This window comes from Streptomyces sp. OR43, from assembly GCF_008042275.1.
Classification (GTDB): domain Bacteria; phylum Actinomycetota; class Actinomycetes; order Streptomycetales; family Streptomycetaceae; genus Streptomyces.
Window position 1 is genome coordinate 2,969,133 of record NZ_RDBK01000043.1, and the last position, 19,017, is coordinate 2,988,149.

Below are 19,017 nucleotides of genomic sequence, written 5' to 3' on the forward strand. Positions count from 1 at the left end.
CCGTCAGTGCGAGGAGCCCGACAGCTGAAGGCCGATCACGCCGAGGATCACCAGCGAGATCGAGACCAGCTTGAGCGTGGACACCACATCGTCCAGGAACACCATGCCGTAGATCGCGGTGCCCGCGGCGCCGATGCCGGTCCACACCGCATAGGCGGGTCCGACGTCGAGCTTCTTCAGCGACATGGTCAGCAGACCGAAACTGCCGAGGGCGAAGATGCAGAAGGCGATGGTCGGCCAGAGCCGGGTGAAGCCGTGCGACAGCTTGAGACAGACCGCGAAACCGGTCTCCAGAAGTCCCGCGACCACGACCAGCAGCCACGCCATCGTCCGTGCCCCTCCCGCGTAGGTGACCGCCTTGTACCGCTGAGCGTGATTATGCACTTACCGGTGGCGAGTGATCGCAAACGTGCCCGGCCCGGTCGTTCTCGCCTCCCCTCCGGCGGACGGCGTCAGTCGCCCTCGCGCCGCTCCCGGGTGGACAGCAGCCGGCGCAGCGAGTCCAGCCGGGCAGGATCGGCGTGCCCCGCCGCCACCCAGGCGTCCAGCGCACATTCCGGTTGCTGGCTGTCGTGGGTGCACCCGCGCGGGCACTCCTCGGTGCCGGGCTGGAGGTCGGGGAAGGCGTTGATGACCCGGGACGGGTCGATGTGGTGCAGCCCGAAGGAGCGGACGCCGGGGGTGTCGATCACCCAGCCCCGGTAGTCCGGCAGCGGCAGCGCCAGCGCCGACGTGGTGGTGTGCCGGCCGCGGCCGGTGACCGCGTTGACGATCCCGGTGGTGCGCCGTCTGTCCTTGGGGACGAGGGCGTTGACCAGGGTGGTCTTGCCGACACCGGAGTGTCCGACGAACGCGGTGACCCGGTCGTGCAGCTGCTCGCGGACCCGGTCGGCCGCGTCGCCGTTCTCCAGTTCCTCGCGGCTGGTGACGATGAACGGGACCCCCAGCGGGGTGTACGCCTCCAGCAGCTTGTCCGGAGAGGCCAGATCGGACTTGGTCAGCACCAGGAGGGGGGAGAGCCCGCCGTCGTACGCGGCGACCAGACAGCGGTCGATCATGCGCGGCCGGGGTTCCGGATCCGCCAGGGCGGTGACAATCGCCAACTGGTCCGCGTTGGCCACCACGACCCGCTCGAACGGGTCGTCGTCGTCCGCTGTCCGGCGCAGCACGGTGCGGCGCTCACCGATCCGGACGATCCGGGCGAGGGTGTCCTTCTCGCCGGACAGATCGCCGACGATGGAGACGGTGTCGCCCACCACGGCGGCCTTGCGGCCCAGCTCGCGGGCCTTCATCGCGACGACCGTACGGCCCTCGACGAGACAGGTGAGGCGGCCGCGGTCCACGGTGAGGACCATGCCCTCCTCGGCGTCCTCGTGCTTGGGGCGGATGTGCGTACGAGGCCGGTTGCCCTTGCGGTTGGGGCGGACCCGGATGTCGTCCTCGTCGGGGTTCTTGCCGTAGCGGCGCATGTCTCAGGCCCCGAGCATTCCGGTCCACATCTGCGGGAAGTCGGGCAGGGTCTTGGCGGTCGTCGCCACGTTCTCGATCTCCACTCCGGGGACGGCAAGGCCGATGATCGACCCCGCGGTGGCCATCCGGTGGTCGTCGTACGTATGGAAGGTACCGCCGTGCAGCGGCCTCGGCCGGATCTGGAGGCCGTCGGCGGTCTCGGTGACGTCACCGCCCAGCTCGTTGATCTCCTTGGTGAGCGCGGCCAGCCGGTCCGTCTCGTGCAGCCGCAGGTGGGCGACGCCGCTCAGGGTGGAGGGGGAGTCGGCCAGGGCCGCGACGGCCGCGATGCCCGGGGTCAGCTCGCCGACCTCGCCGAGGTCGACGTCGATGCCGTGGATCCGGCCCGAGCCGGTGAAGGTCAGCCCGTGCTCGGTCAGCTCGCAGCTGCCGCCCATCGCGGTGAAGATCTCGCGCAGCGCGTCACCGGGCTGCGTGGTGCGCAGCGGCCAGTCCGGAATGGTGACCCGGCCACCGGTGACCAGGGCCGCGGCCAGGAACGGCTGGGCGTTGGACAGGTCGGGCTCCACGGTCAGGTCGCGGCCCAGCAGCGCCGAGGGGGAGACCCGCCAGACGTTCGGCTCGCCGCCCGTCTCCGGCTCGTCCACCTGGGCGCCGACGGCCCGCAGCATGTCCACGGTCATCCGGATGTGCGGCATGGAGGGCAGCAGGGCGCCGGTGTGGCGTACCTCCACGCCCTGGTTGAAACGCGGCGCCGACAACAGCAGCGCCGAGACGAACTGGGAGGACGAGGAGGCGTCGATCGCCACCGGGCCGCCGTCCAGCGCACCGCCGCCGTGCACGGTCATCGGCAGCGAGCCGCGGCCGTCGTCGTCGATCCGGGCGCCGAGCACGCGCAGGGCGTCGATCACGCCCGTCAGCGGGCGCTCGTAGGAACGGGGGTCGCCGTCGAACCGGACCGGCCCGTCGGCCAGGGTCGCCACGGGGGGCAGGAAGCGCATGACCGTACCGGCGTTGCCGACATCGACGGTGACCGGACCGTGCAGGCCGGCCGGGATGATCCGCCAGGCCTCGCCGGAGCCCTCGGGGCGGCCGGCGACGGACGAGCTGGAGGACACCGTCTCCTCGATGCCGACGCCCATCGCGCGCAGTGCCTCGGCCATCAGCAGGGTGTCGCGGGAGCGCAGCGGGCGGCGCAGCCAGCCGGGCTCCGAGGAGAGCGCGGCGAGCACCAGCGCGCGGTTGGTGACCGACTTCGATCCGGGCACCGTGACGGTGGCGTCGACGGCTCCGCTCKCGTGAGGGGCGGGCCAGAGGGCGGGGTGCACGGAACTTTCGGTCATGAGGTCACTTTAGAGCGTCGGGCAAACGGGGCGTGGCGGCGCGGGGCCGGGCTCACAGCCCCAGCAGCCAGCGGCCGCCCCCGATGAGCGAACAGAGCGACACCGCGTGGAACAGGAACAGCCACAGCGCGGCCGGCACATCCGTCAGGCGGGACAACTGGTCCGCGTCCGAGTCCGGTGCCCCGCCGTGCCGCCGCTTGGACTGCAGCTCGAACGCCGGACGTACGCCGCCCAGCAACAGGAACCACACCGCGCTGTACGCGAACAGGGACTGCCAGGCGGGTGACGCCAGCCAGGACATCAGCAGGAAGAGCGATCCGGTGAGGATGACCGTCAGCGCCCCGTACACGTTGCGGATCATCACCAGCATCACCGCGAGCAGCGCCGTGGCCAGCCACAGCAGCAGCGTGATCCGGCCGTTCACCAGCAGCCAGGCGCCGCCCAGACCCAGCAGCGGCGGTGCGGTGTACCCCGCCGCGGCGGTCAGGACCATGCCGATCCCGGTCGGCTTGCCCCGGCTCACCGTCAGCCCGCTGGTGTCCGAGTGCAGCCGGATGCCCGAGAGCTGGCGTCCGGTGCACAGCGCGATCAGCCCGTGCCCGCCCTCGTGGGCGATGGTGATCGCGTTGCGTGACAACCGCCATATGAAGTTCGGTACGACGGCGATGAGCGCGGCCGTGGCGGTCACCACCACCAGCCACTGCTCGGGGGCGGGCTGGGTGCCGAAGACGCGGTCCCACAGATTGCCGAGATCGGTGCTGTCCATGGTGAGGGCGGCTCCTTGCGGTATTGGCGTCATTGACGTCATCGGGCTCCGGCCCGGATGACGGTCGTGGCAGTCTGGCACCTATGTGCGGACGGTATGCAGCGAGTCGGCGGCCCGAGGACCTGACCGGACTCTTCCAGGTGGAGAAGTGGGAACCGGCCGAGGCGCTGGAACCCGATTACAACGTGGCGCCGACCAAGGAGGTCTACGCCGTACTGGAACGTCCTGTGAAGGACGCCGACGATCAGCGTCCGGTTCGCCAGCTGCGCGCCCTGAAGTGGGGGCTCGTGCCCTCCTGGGCCAAATCCCCCGAGGGCGGCGCCCGGATGATCAACGCCCGCGCCGAGACGGTCCACGAGAAACCGTCCTTCCGCCGCCCCTTCGTCTCCCGGCGCTGCATCCTGCCGGCCGACGGCTATTACGAGTGGGTGACCGGCAGCGAGGAGCGGCAGCTGGAGGAGAAGGGCCGGAAGAAGCGGCCCCGCAAGCAGCCGTACTTCGTGACGCCCGCCGACGGATCGGTCTTCGCCATGGCCGGTCTCTACGAGTTCTGGCGCGACCGCACCCTGCCGGACGACCACCCGCAGGCCTGGTGGGTGACCTGCTCGGTGATCACGACCGAGGCGGAGACCTCCCCGCTGGCCGTCGCGCCCGCCGAAGGACCGTCCGCCCTCGCCGACATCCACCCTCGGATGCCCCTGATGCTGACCCCGGACCGCTGGGACGACTGGCTGGACCCCTCCCGTACCGACGTCGAGGAGCTGCGCGGACTGCTCGCGCCCCCGCCCGGCGGGCTCATGCGGGCCTACCCGGTCGCCACCGCTGTGAGCAACGTGCGCAACAACGGGCCCGAGCTGCTGGACGAGCTGGCCGCGCCCGAGGTGAGCACCCTCTTCTGAAGGACGCGCCGCACCTCGGGCAGCCCGCCGCGGGTTGGTTGGATGAGGGCGTGAAAGCCACCGAGAAGGAACCCCGCACCGAGACGGCCGAGACCGAGGCCGGTACGGCCCGGATCACCTGGCTGCCCGCGAAGAAGCCCCGCCTCGTGCTCGCGCTCGGTCACGGCGCGGGCGGCGGCATCGAGGCCCGGGACCTCAAGGCCCTCGCCGCCGCGCTGCCCGCCCACGGGGTGAGCGTGGCTCTGGTGGAGCAGCCCTGGCGGGTCGCCGGGAAGAAGCTCGCCCCCGCCCCGAAGACCCTGGACACCGGCTGGCGCGGCCTGTGGCCGGCGCTGGCGGCCCCGGGGCTTCCGGTCGTCGCCGGAGGACGCAGCGCCGGGGCCAGGGTCGCCTGCCGGACCGCGGCGGAGCTCGGTGCCCGGGCGGTCCTCGCGCTCAGCTTCCCGCTGCACCCTCCGGGCCGCCCGGAGAAGTCCCGTGCCGACGAGCTCCTGGGCTCCGGCCTCCCCACGCTCGTCGTCCAGGGCGGCAACGACCCGTTCGGCAAGCCCGCCGAATTCCCGCCGGGGGAGTACCGGATGGCCGAGGTGCCGCACGGGGACCACGGTTTCGCCGTCCCCAAGCGCTCCGGGCTGACCGAGGATCAGGCGATGGAGATCCTCACCACATCCGTGACCGGCTGGCTGGCCGGAATCGTGTGATCCGGAACCGGTCCCCGACCCGGGAATGTTGAACGGGGGGCCGCTGTTGTTCGGGACGTCGGTACACCAACGTCGTATGTGAAGAGGGAGTCCGTCGCATGGGTTCGACCATCTGCCCGCGTCGCACAGACGCCGCTGACCTGGAGTGGACAGTGCTCCATGCGGCGAAGACCACTCCCGAGCGGGCACTGAGCGGATCGGATCGACAGCCCGTCTCGGACCAAGGTCGACTATTCTCCGATTCGAGCGGGTCCGGTTTCGGCTCCGCCACAGCGTTGGAGGAGGTGGGTCCGGTCACTGGGACCGACACAGGGACCGACGACGGCCGCCCGCAGGAGACGACCGCCGAGCGCAACGCGCGTTTCGAGCGCGATGCCCTCGGTTTCCTCGACCAGATGTACTCGGCCGCRCTGCGCATGACGCGCAACCCCGCGGACGCCGAGGACCTGGTCCAGGAGACGTATGCCAAGGCGTACGGCTCCTTCCATCAGTTCCGTGAGGGCACCAACCTCAAGGCGTGGATGTACCGCATCCTCACCAACACCTTCATCAACTCGTACCGCAAGAAGCAGCGCGAACCCCAGCGCAGTGCGGCCGAGGAGATCGAGGACTGGCAGCTGGCCCGTGCCGAGTCGCACATGTCGACCGGTCTGCGCTCCGCCGAGTCCCAGGCTCTTGACCACCTGCCCGACTCCGATGTGAAGTCTGCGCTGCAGGCCATCCCCGAAGAGTTCCGCATCGCCGTCTATCTCGCCGATGTAGAGGGCTTTGCCTACAAGGAGATCGCGGACATCATGGGGACTCCCATCGGTACGGTGATGTCCCGGCTGCACCGGGGCCGCCGTCAACTGCGCGGCATGCTGGAGGACTACGCCCGTGACCGCGGGCTCGTCCCGGCGGGCGCCGGTGAGTCGGACGATCGGAAAGGCTCGGGCTCATGAGCTGCGGAGAGCCGCACGAGACGGAGTGCGCTGAGGTCCTCGACCACCTCTACGAGTTCCTCGACCGGGAGATGCCCGAGGGGGACTGCGACAAGTTCGAGGTGCACTTCGGCGAGTGCTCCCCGTGTCTGGAGAAGTACGGCCTCGAGCAGGCCGTGAAGAAGCTGGTGAAGCGCTGCTGCGGCCAGGACGACGTCCCGGCCGACCTGCGCTCGAAGGTGATGGGCCGGATCGACCTGATCCGGTCCGGGCAGGCGGTTCCGGAACAGGACGTCACGGTCTCCGACACCGGGCTGCCGGCCGCCGCCAACGAATGACGCATCACCCGAACGTGCTAATCGCAGTCGTCGGCACTCTGCCGGGACGCCCAACTCGCTAGCCTGACGCCTCCATTGGCGATGCCAGCGATGCTGGGGGGCGGGCGGATCGGGTGAGAGCCACACGCGGCGCGGCGCGGGCGGATCGGACGAGAGCGTTACGTGGCGCGGCGGGGGCGTACATCCTGGCCGTCGCGCTCGGCGCCGTCCTGTGCGTCCTGCCCGCGCTGCGTCCCGGTGCGGGCACCCCATGGACCACCCTAGGCCTGCTCACCGGGCTTTGTCTCGTCTGTGAACTGCCCGGCCGCTGCCGGTTCTTCGGCAGCTCCGTGCCCCTCGGTGCCGGATCGTTCTTCCCCCTGCTGCTCGCCGCGGCCTTCCTGCTGCCGCCCCCGGCCGCCGCACTGGTCGCGATCCCGGGCTCGCTCGTGGGACGGGTGGAGAAACCGCCCGCCGCGGCCCGCCGGATCTGGCGGGCCGGCCAGCTGGCCGTCACCGTCTGGGCGGCCTCGTCGGTGCACACCCTGCTGGGTGGCCCCGCCGCGCTCGGCGGCCCGGGGCCGGACCGGCTCCCCGACCTCCCGTACGCCCTGCTGCCCGCCTGCACCGCCGCGCTGGTCTTCAGCCTCGTCCTGACCGCCCTGGACGGCTCCATCCTCGCCGTGGCGGAACAGCTGCCCCTGCGGCGCGCCTGGAGCGGGCTGCTGCCGCGCTCGCTGGGCCCGCACCTGGTGCACGGGCTCGCCGGGCTGATGATGGCGATCCTGTGGCACAGCTCGTACGGGCCACTGGCCGCGCTCTTCGTCCTGCTGCCGATGTACATCTCCTGCTGGGTCTTCGCCCAGTACCACCGTGAGCACGCCGCGCACCGCGCCACGATCAGGGCCCTTGTGCAGGCTGTCGACATCAAGGACACGTACACCCGGGGGCACAGCGAACGGGTGGGGCGCGCCTCCGTGCTCATCGCGCAGGAACTGGGCATGGCGCAGGAGCGCATCGAGGTGCTCCGGTTCGCCGGGATCCTGCACGACGTGGGGAAGCTCGGGGTGCCGACGAGGGTGCTGCGCAAGGACGGACCCCTGACGCCGGAGGAACGCCGGGTGATCGAACTGCACCCGGAGTACGGCCACGAGATCGTCCGCGGCATCGGCTTCCTGGGCGAGGCCCGGGCCGCGATCCTGCACCACCACGAACGGCTCGACGGCAGCGGGTACCCGTACGGGCTGACCGGCCGCCGGATCCCCGAGTTCGCCCGCGTCGTCGCCGTCGCCGACGCCTTCGACGCGATGACGTCGACCCGCTCCTACCGGCCGGGGCGCCCCGTCCCGGCCGCCGTGGAGGAGCTCAAGCGGTGCGCGGGCACCCAGTTCGACCCGCAGATGGTCCGGGCGCTGGCGCGGGGCCTGGAACGGCACGGGTGGTCGGCGGCCGCGACGGCGGACGAGGCGCGGGTTCCGGTGCCGCGGGGGCAGGACGCGGCCACGGAAGCGGGCGCCGGGTCGGCCCGGGAGCGGGTGCGTCATCCGGCGCCGGACGGGCTCGACCGCGGCGCCTCGGGCCGTCCGCGGTGAGCCCTCGGTGGGTACGGCTGCCGCCCGTTGTCCTGGCCGTGCGCGGCGCCGCCCTCGCGCTCGCGGCCGCCGGGCTGGTGCACACCCTGTGGCACGGCGTCCACGAACCCGGCCACGCCCTCGCCTTCGGGCTGCTCATCACCATCGGTGAGCTGGCCCGCTGGGGCGCCCAGCCGGGGGAACGGGAGCCCGCGCCGCTCGGCGCGGCCGGGGCGCTCGCGTACGCCCTGCTCGGGAGCAGCGGCGGGGAGCCGACCAGCCACGGGGTGCTCCAGGTGATCGCCGTGCTCGTCGCGGCGCAGCTCGTCGCCTCCGTGCCCCATGTCGCGCGGGGCAGCGGGCCCGGGCCCGACCAGGTGGCCCGCCGCGTCCTGACCGTCACCTTCGCGGCCGTCTGCTTCCAGCCGCTGTACAACTCCGGCCGGGCCGCGACGTGGTTCGGCGACGGCCCGTACTACGCGGCCTACCTCCTCGTCCTGCTCGGTCTCACCGCCCTGTGCGACGCCGTGCTCGGCGCCCTGCTGCTGCGCGCCCGCACACTGCCCCGCAGCCTCCGGGCGGCCGGACTGACCCCCGTCCCGTACGGGCCGCTGCTCCGCGACGAGCTGCGGGCGCTGGGCGGCATCGGGTCGGCGGTCTGTGCGACCGGTGCCGTGATGGCGCTCGGGGTCGCCGTCGCCGGGCTCTGGGCGCTGCCCGTCCTGTGCGTACCGCTGCTCCTCACCCAGGTGTCGTTCCGCCGGTTCGCCGCGGTGCGCACCACCTACCGGCAGACCATCGCCTCGCTCGCCCGGTCCACCGAGATCGCCGGATACACCCCGCACGGTCACGCCCGCAGGGTGGCGGTGCTCTGCACGGCCGTCGGGCGTGAGATGGGTCTCTCCGGGCCCGACCTCACCGTCCTGGAGTACGCGGCGCTGATGCACGACATCGGCCAGCTCTCGCTCGTCGACCCGGTACCGGACGGGGCGACCGCGTCCCTGCCGGCCGCCGAGCAGCGGCGGATCGCCCTGCTGGGCGGGGCCGTGGTCCGTCAGACCGGGGTGGACACCGAGGTCGCCGTCGTCGTGGAACAGCAGGCGGACCCCTACCGCGAGCAGCCGCTGTCCGCCAGGATCGTCCGGGCGGTCAACGCATACGACGACCTGTGCGGGGAAGGGATCGGCGGGCCGCTCGGCGCCCTGGAACAGCTCAGGCTCGGGACCGGCCGTGACTATCAGCCCCAGGTGGTGGAATCGCTTGCCAGGGTTCTGGCCAGGGGCGGTCTGACCCCCGTCCCGCCTGGGTAACCCATGGGTAATGAGCGGGCGTCCGGCCGGGCATGGTTGGATGCGAAGAGAGCGGAAAACGAGGGTGTCCAGTCGGGACAGGCGGGAATCGTGAGGATCTTCGGGAAGGTACGGCATCGGCCCTCCGCCTCTTGGCGGCAGGCCACGGACCGCGCGTTCACGCTGATCGGCGACGGCCGGTACGAGGACGCGGGCGCGCTGCTGACGCGAGCGGCGGACCTGGAACCCTGGCTCTCCGAGTCATGGTTCAACCTGGCGCTGCTGCACAAGTTCCGGCACGACTGGGAACAGGCGAGAGCCGCGGGCCTGCGGGCCGTCGCGCTGCTCGACAAGGAGTCCGGCGCTCCCGACTGGTGGAACGTCGGGATCGCCGCCACCGCACTCCAGGACTGGCCGCTGGCCCGCCGGGCCTGGCAGGCGTATGGGCTGAAGGTGCCCGGTGGCGGGCAGCAGACTCCGGCGTCGGGCAGCGAGCCGGTCGGCATGGAGCTGGGCAGCGCGGCCGTGCGGCTGTCGCCGGAGGGCGAGGCCGAGGTCGTCTGGGGCCGCAGGCTGGATCCGGCACGGATCGAGGTGCTGTCGATCCCGCTGCCCTCGTCCGGGCGGCGCTGGGGCGAGGTCGTCCTGCACGACGGGGTCCCGCACGGCGAGCGGATCACCGCCGCCGGGCCCTCGTACCCCGTGTTCGACGAGATCGAGCTGTGGGCGCCGTCCCCCGTCCCCACCTGGGTGGTGCTGCTGGAAGCGGCCACCGAGGCGGACCGGGACGCGCTGGAGCAGCTGGCGTCCGACGCCGGGTTCGCGGCCGAGGACTGGTCCTCGTCCGTCCGGCTGCTGTGCCGGGCCTGTTCGGAGAGCCGGATGGAGAGCGACGAGGGCGACGGCGAGCATCTCGACCCGCACGACCACAGCGAGCCGGGCCATCCCGGCCCGCTGGGCCACCGCACCGCCGGCGAGCTCTGGGTGCCCGAGCGCGAGTGCGGTCTCGCGGCGCCCGCGGGGCTGGTGCGCGGGCTGCTCGACGGCTGGGTGGCGGACAGCCCGGACAGCCGTGAGTGGCGGGATCTCGAAGAAGTCTGCTGACGTCTCGAAGAAGTCGGCGGGCGGGTGCCCGTAGGCTGTACGCGCACCGATTCCGGTGCTCGGGCGCCCGGGTTCTCGCGAGCCGCGGATCCCGGGTTTCAGGTTGTGAGGAAGGCGTACGGCGGACATGGCGCAGCAGGAGACGGACGAGCAGATCAGCGTCGACGAGGAAGGGTTCCTCATCGACACCGAGGACTGCGAGGCGCGTGAGGCGGCACACCGCGAGCGCGGCACCTCGCGCCCGATCACGGTCGTGGGCAACCCGGTCCTGCACAAGGAGTGCAAGGACGTCACCGCGTTCGACGACGAGCTGGCCCAGCTGATCGACGACATGTTCGCCAGCCAGCGGACGGCGGAGGGCGTGGGCCTGGCCGCCAACCAGATCGGGGTCGACCTCAAGGTCTTCGTCTACGACTGCCCGGACGACGACGGGGTCCGGCACACGGGCGCCATCTGCAACCCGGTGCTCCAGGAGCTGGCGCCCGAGGAGCGCGTCCTGGACGACTCCAACGAGGGCTGCCTCTCCGTCCCGACGGCGTACGCCTCGCTGGCCCGCCCGGACTACGCGGTGGTGCGCGGCCAGGACGCCAAGGGAAACCCCGTCAAGGTGCGGGGCGACGGCTACTTCGCCCGCTGCCTCCAGCACGAGACGGACCACCTGTACGGCTACCTGTACATCGACCGCCTCTCCAAGCGCGACCGCAAGGACGCGCTGCGCCAGATGGCGGAGAACTCCCCGCGCTACGAGGTCGTCCCGAACGACTGACCAGGCAAAGCGCGCAGAGCGCGAGGGGCCCCGTACCGGCACGTCCGGGACGGGGCCCCGCCGCGTTCCCGTACCGTCAACTTGCGTTCTTCCACGCATAGTTGACGCGCGTCGACTCGTCCGCCAGGCTCACACTCCACACCTTCTCGTGGTAGGGAGCCCCCCATGCTCAGACGTTCCGCACGACTCCTGCTCGGCCTTGTCATGACCATGGCATTCGCGCTGGGCGGGGCGGTGGTGACCGCCGGTACCGCACAGGCCGACGACTGCTACACCTGGACCCGCACCCTCTCCTCGGGCGCCACGGGCAACGATGTCGTCCAGCTACAGATCCGGGTGGCCGGATACCCCGGCTACAACTCCGTACTCGCCATCGACGGCTCCTACGGGCCCGCCACCACGGCCGCCGTCAAACGCTTCCAGGCCGCCTACGGACTGGCCGCCGACGGTGTCGCAGGCCCCGCCACCCAGTCCAAGCTCTACGCCCTCCAGGACGGCGACTGCACACCGGCCCACTTCACGTACGCGGAGCTCAACCACTGCAACAGCACCTGGGCGGGTGGTGCCGTCGCGGCGGGCACGGCCAAGGCCAACGCGCTGAGCACCATGTGGAAGCTGGAGGCGCTGCGCCACGCGCTCGGTGACCGTCCCATCACCGTCAACAGCGGCTTCCGCTCCACCTCCTGCAACAGCGCGGTCGGCGGGGCGTCCAACAGCCGCCACCTGTACGGCGATGCGGCGGACCTGGGCGGGATCGCCTTCTGCACCCTGGCCCAGCAGGCCCGTAACCACGGGTTCAACGGGATCCTCGGCCCGGGCTACCCGGACCACAACGACCACGTCCACGTGAATCAGGGCCCCAGCCACTTCTGGTCGGCGCCCAACTGCGGCATCTGACACGTCTGTGGGGCCCGCGGCACCGGCGGGCCCCACGGACGCGGTCAGGCGGACTTCGCCGTCAGGCGCGTCCCGCCCGTCGTCTGCACCGCGGCACCGTCCGTGGCCCGCTCCGTCAGCCGGAGCTGCGAGACCGCGTTGCGCAGGACCAGGGACCCGGCTCCGGCGTCCAGCTGCCAGCGCTGTGTGCGCGCGCCCGCCGCACAGGTCCCGAGCGACAGCTCGGCCCCCACCTCCAGCGGGGCGCCCAGGTACTTCCTCCCGCGAGCCGCCTCCAGGCACAGCCCGCTGTCTGCGGACCGCACGGTGTAGTACCCGTCGGAGGTCGCCGTCAGCGTCCAGGCCGCCTTCGCGCCCCGGGCCAGCGACACCCCGGCCTCCGCGCCGGGGGCCAGCGCCTTCGCGCCCGCGGTCAGCCGGTACGTACCGTCGGCCAGCGGGGTGCGGTCGGTGTTGTCCCAGCCCGGGGCGTGCCCGATCCGGCGGGCCAGCGCCTCGAAACCGGCGTACGTGGCACTCGGCTTCGGGCCGCCCCAGGTGGCCTGCGCGAGGAAGCGCAGCGGCATGAAGACCTTCGCCTCGACCTCGTTCTCGGTCTCGGCCGCCGCACTGTCCGGCCACAGGCTGATCTTCGCGCCGGTCAGGTTCGCCGCCGTGGCCGGCAGTGTCTGGCCCTCGAAGCGCAGGGGCGTCCAGTCGCTCTCGTACAGCTTCTGGGTCTGCGTCGTGTAGCCACCGCGCACCAGGTAGAGCGCGTACGCGGAGTTCATCACCGGGCGGCCTTCGGCCAGCAGCGCGGACGGCTGCTGGATCGCGCCGCCGCCCAGCCAGTGCTCGACGGTGATGTCACGGTCGAGGGGGACGACGCCGTTGCGGCCCATCAGGCCGTCGTTCCAGATCCGCAGTGACCGGCCGTCGGCCTTCACATGGGCGTTGACCTGGTTGATGAAGTCGACGAAGAGGTCGTCGGGGGTGGCCGTGGGGCCGAACTTCGCGGCGGCGGCCGTCTGCAGCTGCGGATAGTCCGGGTACGAGGAGCCGATCATGTACTCGTCGGCGCCCATGTGCCAGGTGCGGGTGTCCCACACCTCCAGGGCCTCGTCGACCATCGAGGTGTAATACGTCAGGGCCTCGGGCCGTGAGATGTCCAGCCGGGGCGGCGAGGCGACGCCGTCCTTGTCCTTGAGCTGGAGCTCCGGGTGCTTCTCCAGGTAGGTGTCCATGTGGCCGGGGGAGTTGATCTCCGGCACCAGGTCGATGTGGTACTTCTTCGCCATCGCGACCAGGGCGCGCACCTGCGGCTTCGTGTAGTAGCCCCAGAACGCCGACTCGGGGTCGACGTCGCTCCTGACCTTCGCCTCGATCCAGAGCTGGTTCAGCTTCTGCGAGGCCATGTCCTTCATCAGCCGCTCGAACCAGGGCAGCGAGACGTTGATGTAACAGGCGCACACGCCGACTCCGCGCTCGCGGTACGCCGGCACGTCGGTCGCCGAGCCACGCGCGGCCCGCCCGTCGTCGTTCAGAAGCTGGAGCACCGTGCGCGAACCGTAGAACACGCCCGCCGATGTCGCGGCGGTGACCGTGAGCCGATCGCCGACATCGAGGCGGTAGCCCTCCGCGCCCAGCGAGTCCTTCAGGGAGGCGTCCTGGCGCAGCACGATGTCACCGGCGCGGGCCGTGCCCCGCGAGACCGGCGCCTTCCCCGCGAGCTCGCCCGCGAACCGCGCCGCATCGGCGGCCGTGCGCTGCTCCCGCACCCCGTCCAGCACGATCCTCGCCCGGTCCGTAAGGGTGAACTCACCTTCGCCGGGCTGCCACTGGCGCAGCGACGGCAGCACCTCGGGCGGCGGCGCGGTGGCGGCCGCTCCGTCCTCGGCCGAGGCGCCCTGCAAGGGCAGCAGAGTGGCGGCGAGCGCGGCCACCACGGCCCCGATGGTCCTTCGTCCAGTCATCCGGATGTCCATGCGCCCGACCCTGACGCTTCTGTGACGGCCCGGTCCATGGACAGGTGAGGGAAAGAGTTGGACGAATGATCCGACGTCAGATCTGTGAGTCAGGCTACTTCGGTCAAATCAGCCGGGCCGCGGAAGGTCCGGCGATACGCGTTCGGCGTGGTTCCCAGGGAGCGTACGAATTGGTGGCGGAGTGCGGCGGCATTGCCGAAGCCGGTCTGACCAGCGATCGTATCCATCGTTTCATCGGATGTCTCCAGGAGGTGCTGCGCCAGGAGAACCCGCTGGCGCAGCAGCCAGCGGTACGGCGTGGTGCCGGTCTCCTGCTGGAAGCGGCGGGCGAACGTGCGCGGTGACATGTGCGCCTGGGCGGCGAGCTGTTCGACGGTCATCTCCTGGTCGAGGTGGCGTTCCATCCAGGCGAGCGTGTCGCCGACCGTGTCGCAGCGGTCCCGGGGCAGCGGGCGCTGGATGTACTGCGCCTGCCCGCCGTCCCGGTGCGGCGGAACCACCATGCGCCGGGCGATGGTGTTGGCGGCGGCGGGGCCGTACGCCTGGCGGACCAGGTGCAGACAGGCGTCGATCCCGGCGGCCGTGCCCGCCGAGGTGATGACGGAGCCCTCGTCCACGTACAGCACGTCCGGCTCGACGATCGCCCGCGGGAAGCGGCGGGCCAGCTCGTCGGCGTGCCGCCAGTGGGTGGTGCAGCGCCGGCCGTCCAGCAGACCGGCCGCGCCGAGCATGTACGCCCCCGAGCAGACGCTCAGCACCCTGGCCCCGCGGCCCACGGCCCGGCGCAGCGCCTCCAGGGCCTCCTCGGGGAACCCCCGGTCGCCGAAACGGCTGCCGGCCGGGATGGCGATGAGGTCGGCCTCCTCCAGGCGGTCGAGGCCGTAGGGGGTGCTGATGGTGAAGCCGGCGTGGGTCTGGAGGACCGGGCCCTCGGCGGAGACCACGGCGAAATCGTGGACCGGCAGACCCTCGTCGCTGCGGTCGAGTCCGAAGACCTCGCACAGGACGCCGAGTTCGAAGGGATGGACCTCGTCGAGGAGCAGGGCGGCGACATTGTTCAGCATGACCCCAGTGTGGCAGTAATTCGATGCTCTATGACAGTCCTGCCACTGCCGGGATCGGTCCGGACAGACGACAGTAGAGGCATGAACACATTCCAGAACGTCATGGGCATATCGGCTGTTTTCGCTCTCGTCCTGCTGCCGGCGCTGATCGGCGTCGTCCGCGAACGCCGCATCGACCGCGAGCTCCGGGAAGCGGAACGGGCCCGGAGCGCCGAACCCCCGCGAACGGCGGACGCCGCACGGCCGGTGAGGGCCGCACGGCGTCCGTACGTCAGAAGCTGGGCGAGGATCTGAAGGATCTAGAAGTCGTCGTCGAAGCCGACCGTTCCCTCGACCGCCACCTGGTAGGCGGACGGGCGGCGCTCGAAGAAGTTCGTCAGCTCCTGGACGCCCTGGAGTTCCATGAACGAGAACGGGTTCTCCGAGCCGTACACGGCCGGGAAGCCCAGCCGGGTGAGCCGCTGGTCGGCGACGCACTCCAGGTACTGGCGCATCGACTCGGTGTTCATCCCGGGCAGGCCCTCGCCGCACAGGTCGCGGCCGAACTGCAGCTCCGCCTCGACGGCCTCCTTCAGCATGTCGGTGACCTGCTGCTGGAGCGCGTCGTCGAAGAGATCGGGCTCCTCCTTGCGGACGGTGTCCACGACCTCGAACGCGAAGTTCATATGCATCGTCTCGTCACGGAACACCCAGTTGGTGCCCGTGGCGAGACCGTGCAGCAGCCCGCGGGAGCGGAACCAGTACACGTAGGCGAAGGCGCCGTAGAAGAACAGCCCCTCGATGCACGCGGCGAAGCAGATCAGGTTCAGCAGGAAACGGCGGCGGTCGGCCTTCGTCTCCAGCCGGTCGATCTTCTCGACCGAATCCATCCACCGGAAGCAGAACTGCGCCTTCTCGCGGATCGACGGGATCTCCTCGACCGCGTCGAACGCCGCCGCCCGGTCGTCCGGGTCGGGCAGGTACGTGTCGAGCAGCGTCAGATAGAACTGGACGTGCACGGCCTCCTCGAAGAGCTGCCGCGACAGGTACAGCCGCGCCTCGGGGGAGTTGATGTGCTTGTACAGCGTCAGCACGAGGTTGTTCGAGACGATCGAGTCACCGGTCGCGAAGAACGCCACCAGCCGGCCGATCAGATGCTGCTCGGCGGGCGACATCTTGGCGAGGTCCGCCACGTCGGAGTGGAGGTCGACCTCCTCCACGTGCCAGGTGTTCTTGATCGCGTCCCGGTAGCGTTCGTAGAAGTCCGGGTAGCGCATCGGCCGCAGGGTCAGTTCGAAGCCCGGGTCCAGCAGGTTCTTGTTGTCGGTGGAGCTCATTACTGGCAGGCCTCGCAGGACTCGGGGTTTTCCAGGGAACAGGCGATCGCGTCCGCGTCGGGCGCGGGTGCCTGCTCGGGGACGGTGGCGGCGGACGCCGCGCGGGCGATCCGGGTCGCCGGGCGGGAGCGCAGGTAGTACGTCGTCTTCAGCCCCTGCTTCCAGGCGTAGGCGTACATCGAGGAGAGCTTGCCGATCGTCGGCGTCTCCAGGAACAGGTTCAGCGACTGGCTCTGGTCGAGGAACGGCGTACGGGCCGCCGCCATGTCGATCAGTCCGCGCTGCGGGATCTCCCACGCGGTGCGGTACAGCGCCCGCACGTCCTCGGGGATCCACGCGAAGCCCTGCACCGAGCCGCTCGCCTCGCGCAGCGCCTCACGGGTCCGCGCGTCCCACACGCCGAGCTTCTTCAGCTCGTCCACCAGATAGGCGTTGACCTGGAGGAACTCACCGCTGAGCGTCTCGCGCTTGAAGAGGTTGGAGACCTGCGGCTCGATGCACTCGTACACGCCCGCGATCGAGGCGATCGTCGCCGTCGGCGCGATGGCCAGGAGCAGGGAGTTGCGCATCCCGGTCTTCGCGACCCGGGCGCGCAGCGCGTCCCAGCGCTCCGGCCAGTTCAGCTCGGTGTCGTAGTGGTCCGGGTGCAGCACACCGCGGGCGGCACGCGTCTCGGACCAGGCGGGCAGCGGACCCGAGCGCTCCGCGAGGTCGCAGGACGCCTCGTACGCCGCGAGCATGATGCGCTCGGAGATCTTCGTCGACAGCGCGCGGGCCTCGGGGGAGTCGAAGGGCAGCCGCAGCTGGAAGAAGACGTCCTGGAGACCCATCGCACCCAGGCCCACCGGCCGCCAGCGGGCGTTGGACCGGCCGGCCTGCTCGGTCGGGTAGAAGTTGATGTCCACGACCCGGTCGAGGAACGTCACGGCCGTACGCACGGTGGCGTCCAGGCGCTCCCAGTCGAGGGTGCCGCCGGTGACGAAGGCGCCGAGGTTGACCGACCCCAGGTTGCAGACGGCCGTCTCGCCGTCGTCGGTGACTTCGAGGATCTCGGTGCACAGGTTCGACGAGTGCACGACCCGGCCCGGCTCGGCGGTCTGGTTCGCGGTCCGGTTGGAGGCGTCCTTGAACGTCATCCAGCCCTGGCCGGTCTGGGCGAGGGTCCGCATCATGCGGCCGTAGAGCTCACGGGCCGGCATGGTCTTGCGGGCCAGGCCCTTGGCCTCGGCGGCCCGGTACGCGGCGTCGAACGCGTCGCCCCACAGGTCGACCAGTTCCGGCACGTCGGCCGGCGAGAACAGCGACCAGGCGCCGTCCGCGTCGACCCGGCGCATGAACTCGTCGGGGATCCAGTGCGCCAGGTTGAGGTTGTGCGTACGCCGCTGGTCCTCGCCCGTGTTGTCGCGCAGCTCCAGGAACTCCTCGATGTCCGCGTGCCACGTCTCCAGGTAGACGGCGGCGGCGCCCTTGCGCCGGCCGCCCTGGTTGACGGCGGCGACGGAGGCGTCGAGCGTCTTCAGGAACGGCACGATGCCGTTGGAGTGCCCGTTGGTGCCGCGGATCAGCGAACCGCGGGCACGGATACGGGAGTACGAGAGGCCGATGCCGCCCGCGTGCTTCGACAGGCGCGCCACCTGGTGGTAGCGGTCGTAGATCGAGTCCAGCTCGTCCAGCGGCGAGTCCAGCAGGTAGCAGGAGGACATCTGCGGGTGCCGGGTACCGGAGTTGAACAGTGTGGGGGAGGAGGGCAGGTAGTCCAGCCGGCTCATCAGCCCGTACAGCGCGGCCACCTCGTCCAGGGCGCGCGCGGAGGTGTCCTCGGCGAGGCCGGCGGCGACGCGCAGCATGAAGTGCTGCGGGGTCTCGATGACCTCACGGGTGAGCGGGTGGCGCAGCAGATAGCGGCTGTGCAGGGTACGCAGGCCGAAGTAGCCGAAGCGGTCGTCCGCGCCGTCGGCGAGCGACTGCCCGACCAGCGCGTCGAGGGCGGCGGCGTGGAGGGTCACGAACTCGGCGGTGCGGTCGGCGATCAGGCCCTCGCGGTGCCCGACGGCGACCGACGCGGAGAACGACGTCGCGCCCTGTCCGGCCGCCTCGTCCGCGATGGTGCGGGTGAGGAGGCGGGCGGCGAGCCGGGAGTAGGCGGGGTCCTCGGAGATCAGGCCCGCGGCGGCCTCGGTGGCCAGCGAGCGCAGCTCGGCCTCGTCCGACCGGGCGTTGCGGCCGCGCAGCGCGGCGGCGGCGACGCGTCCGGGGTCGGTGTCGGGCAGATCGGCGGTGAGGTCGGTCAGGGTCCGCAGCAGTGCGGTTCCCGGTCCGTCGCTCGTGGTTCCCGTTGATTCGGCCGCTGAAACCGGACCGGCTGGCGCGATGGTCACGCGGTGCTCTCCCTCGCTCGGCTCGGGGCCTTCGGGGAGCGGAGGGCGGCCGGGCGGAGCGCGGCGGGGCAGCGCTCCGTACGGCGTCCACCGGCCCATCCACGAGGCCCGGACGTCTGGGCATCCGGATCGGTCGAGCCGGATGCGCTGTCGGCAGGACCTCGGACTAGGGGGTGCGCAAAAGCACACCGGTCACACCGTTGCGGGACAGTTCCGGATTCGCACCGGATTTCCCTGCGGCGACAGCGAGCA

The 19,017-nt window shown here is 71.2% G+C and carries 18 protein-coding genes and 1 riboswitch; of the genes, 10 read left to right on the top strand and 8 right to left on the bottom strand.

Annotated features, from left to right (window positions below; genetic code table 11):
• Positions 1-3: 3 nt before the first annotated feature.
• From EAO72_RS32420 to EAO72_RS32435, 4 genes are all read right to left on the bottom strand, one after another.
• On the bottom strand, positions 4-327 hold the full coding sequence (locus tag EAO72_RS32420) for a DMT family transporter (RefSeq protein ID WP_124716491.1): 324 nt from the start codon (positions 325-327) through the stop codon (positions 4-6).
• Between the two features lie 125 nt (positions 328-452).
• On the bottom strand, positions 453-1,469 hold the full coding sequence (rsgA, locus tag EAO72_RS32425; protein WP_148020632.1) for a ribosome small subunit-dependent GTPase A: 1,017 nt from the start codon (positions 1,467-1,469) through the stop codon (positions 453-455).
• Between the two features lie 3 nt (positions 1,470-1,472).
• Positions 1,473-2,813 (bottom strand): 3-phosphoshikimate 1-carboxyvinyltransferase, encoded by a 1,341-nt coding sequence (gene aroA / locus EAO72_RS32430; RefSeq protein WP_148020633.1) that lies wholly within the window; start codon positions 2,811-2,813, stop codon positions 1,473-1,475.
• Between the two features lie 52 nt (positions 2,814-2,865).
• Positions 2,866-3,579, bottom strand: coding sequence for a M50 family metallopeptidase (locus tag EAO72_RS32435; RefSeq protein ID WP_148020634.1), 714 nt, complete (start codon positions 3,577-3,579; stop codon positions 2,866-2,868).
• An 83-nt stretch (positions 3,580-3,662) separates the two neighbouring features.
• Between EAO72_RS32435 and EAO72_RS32440 the strand changes: the two genes are divergently transcribed.
• The 9 genes from EAO72_RS32440 to EAO72_RS32480 all read left to right on the top strand — a co-directional run bounded on the left by EAO72_RS32440 (position 3,663) and on the right by EAO72_RS32480 (position 12,043).
• Positions 3,663-4,478, top strand: coding sequence for an SOS response-associated peptidase (locus tag EAO72_RS32440; RefSeq protein ID WP_148020635.1), 816 nt, complete (start codon positions 3,663-3,665; stop codon positions 4,476-4,478).
• Between the two features lie 50 nt (positions 4,479-4,528).
• Positions 4,529-5,179: an alpha/beta hydrolase family protein gene (locus EAO72_RS32445; RefSeq protein WP_148020636.1), complete on the top strand. Its 651-nt coding sequence runs from the start codon at positions 4,529-4,531 to the stop codon at positions 5,177-5,179.
• 284 nt (positions 5,180-5,463) lie between these two features.
• A complete protein-coding gene (locus tag EAO72_RS32450; protein ID WP_018105559.1) occupies positions 5,464-6,120 on the top strand; it encodes a sigma-70 family RNA polymerase sigma factor in 657 nt (218 codons plus the stop codon).
• Positions 6,117-6,437, top strand: a complete 321-nt coding sequence (gene rsrA, locus EAO72_RS32455; protein ID WP_148020638.1) for a mycothiol system anti-sigma-R factor — start codon at positions 6,117-6,119, stop codon at positions 6,435-6,437. Before EAO72_RS32450 ends, rsrA begins: the two co-directional genes overlap by 4 nt.
• A 113-nt stretch (positions 6,438-6,550) precedes the next feature.
• A complete protein-coding gene (locus tag EAO72_RS32460) occupies positions 6,551-8,008 on the top strand; it encodes an HD-GYP domain-containing protein (protein WP_148020639.1) in 1,458 nt (485 codons plus the stop codon).
• Positions 8,005-9,297 carry an HD domain-containing protein gene (locus EAO72_RS32465; RefSeq protein ID WP_187285296.1) on the top strand — a complete coding sequence of 431 codons (1,293 nt, stop codon included), beginning with the start codon at positions 8,005-8,007 and terminating at the stop codon, positions 9,295-9,297. The genes EAO72_RS32460 and EAO72_RS32465 overlap by 4 nt, the downstream gene beginning before the upstream one ends.
• 90 nt (positions 9,298-9,387) lie before the next feature.
• Positions 9,388-10,380 carry a tetratricopeptide repeat protein gene (locus EAO72_RS32470; RefSeq protein WP_148020640.1) on the top strand — a complete coding sequence of 331 codons (993 nt, stop codon included), beginning with the start codon at positions 9,388-9,390 and terminating at the stop codon, positions 10,378-10,380.
• Positions 10,381-10,507: 127 nt separating this feature from the next.
• Entirely contained in the window at positions 10,508-11,146 is a 639-nt protein-coding gene (gene def / locus EAO72_RS32475; protein WP_148020641.1) for a peptide deformylase, read from the top strand.
• A 165-nt stretch (positions 11,147-11,311) separates the two neighbouring features.
• Positions 11,312-12,043, top strand: coding sequence for a D-Ala-D-Ala carboxypeptidase family metallohydrolase (locus tag EAO72_RS32480; RefSeq protein ID WP_148020642.1), 732 nt, complete (start codon positions 11,312-11,314; stop codon positions 12,041-12,043).
• A 44-nt stretch (positions 12,044-12,087) separates the two neighbouring features.
• Here EAO72_RS32480 and EAO72_RS32485 read toward each other — a convergent pair whose 3' ends face one another.
• Both EAO72_RS32485 and EAO72_RS32490 read right to left on the bottom strand, forming a co-directional pair.
• Positions 12,088-13,995, bottom strand: coding sequence for a family 20 glycosylhydrolase (locus tag EAO72_RS32485; RefSeq protein WP_261991701.1), 1,908 nt, complete (start codon positions 13,993-13,995; stop codon positions 12,088-12,090).
• Positions 13,996-14,096: 101 nt separating this feature from the next.
• Positions 14,097-15,071 carry a helix-turn-helix domain-containing protein gene (locus EAO72_RS32490; protein ID WP_148020643.1) on the bottom strand — a complete coding sequence of 325 codons (975 nt, stop codon included), beginning with the start codon at positions 15,069-15,071 and terminating at the stop codon, positions 14,097-14,099.
• Between the two features lie 81 nt (positions 15,072-15,152).
• Between EAO72_RS32490 and EAO72_RS32495 the strand changes: the two genes are divergently transcribed.
• Complete coding sequence (locus tag EAO72_RS32495) at positions 15,153-15,365, top strand: hypothetical protein (protein WP_148020644.1); 213 nt, start codon at positions 15,153-15,155, stop codon at positions 15,363-15,365.
• A gap of 5 nt (positions 15,366-15,370) precedes the next feature.
• On the opposite strand, the gene EAO72_RS32500 is transcribed toward EAO72_RS32495, so the two are convergent.
• Together EAO72_RS32500 and EAO72_RS32505 are read right to left on the bottom strand one after the other, a co-directional pair.
• Positions 15,371-16,387, bottom strand: coding sequence for a ribonucleotide-diphosphate reductase subunit beta (locus tag EAO72_RS32500; protein ID WP_148020645.1), 1,017 nt, complete (start codon positions 16,385-16,387; stop codon positions 15,371-15,373).
• Entirely contained in the window at positions 16,387-18,765 is a 2,379-nt protein-coding gene (locus tag EAO72_RS32505; RefSeq protein WP_148020646.1) for a ribonucleoside-diphosphate reductase subunit alpha, read from the bottom strand. Before EAO72_RS32505 ends, EAO72_RS32500 begins: the two co-directional genes overlap by 1 nt.
• Before the next feature lie 147 nt (positions 18,766-18,912).
• A riboswitch (adenosylcobalamin-variant (AdoCbl-variant) riboswitch) is annotated at positions 18,913-19,011 on the bottom strand.
• Positions 19,012-19,017 lie beyond the last annotated feature (6 nt).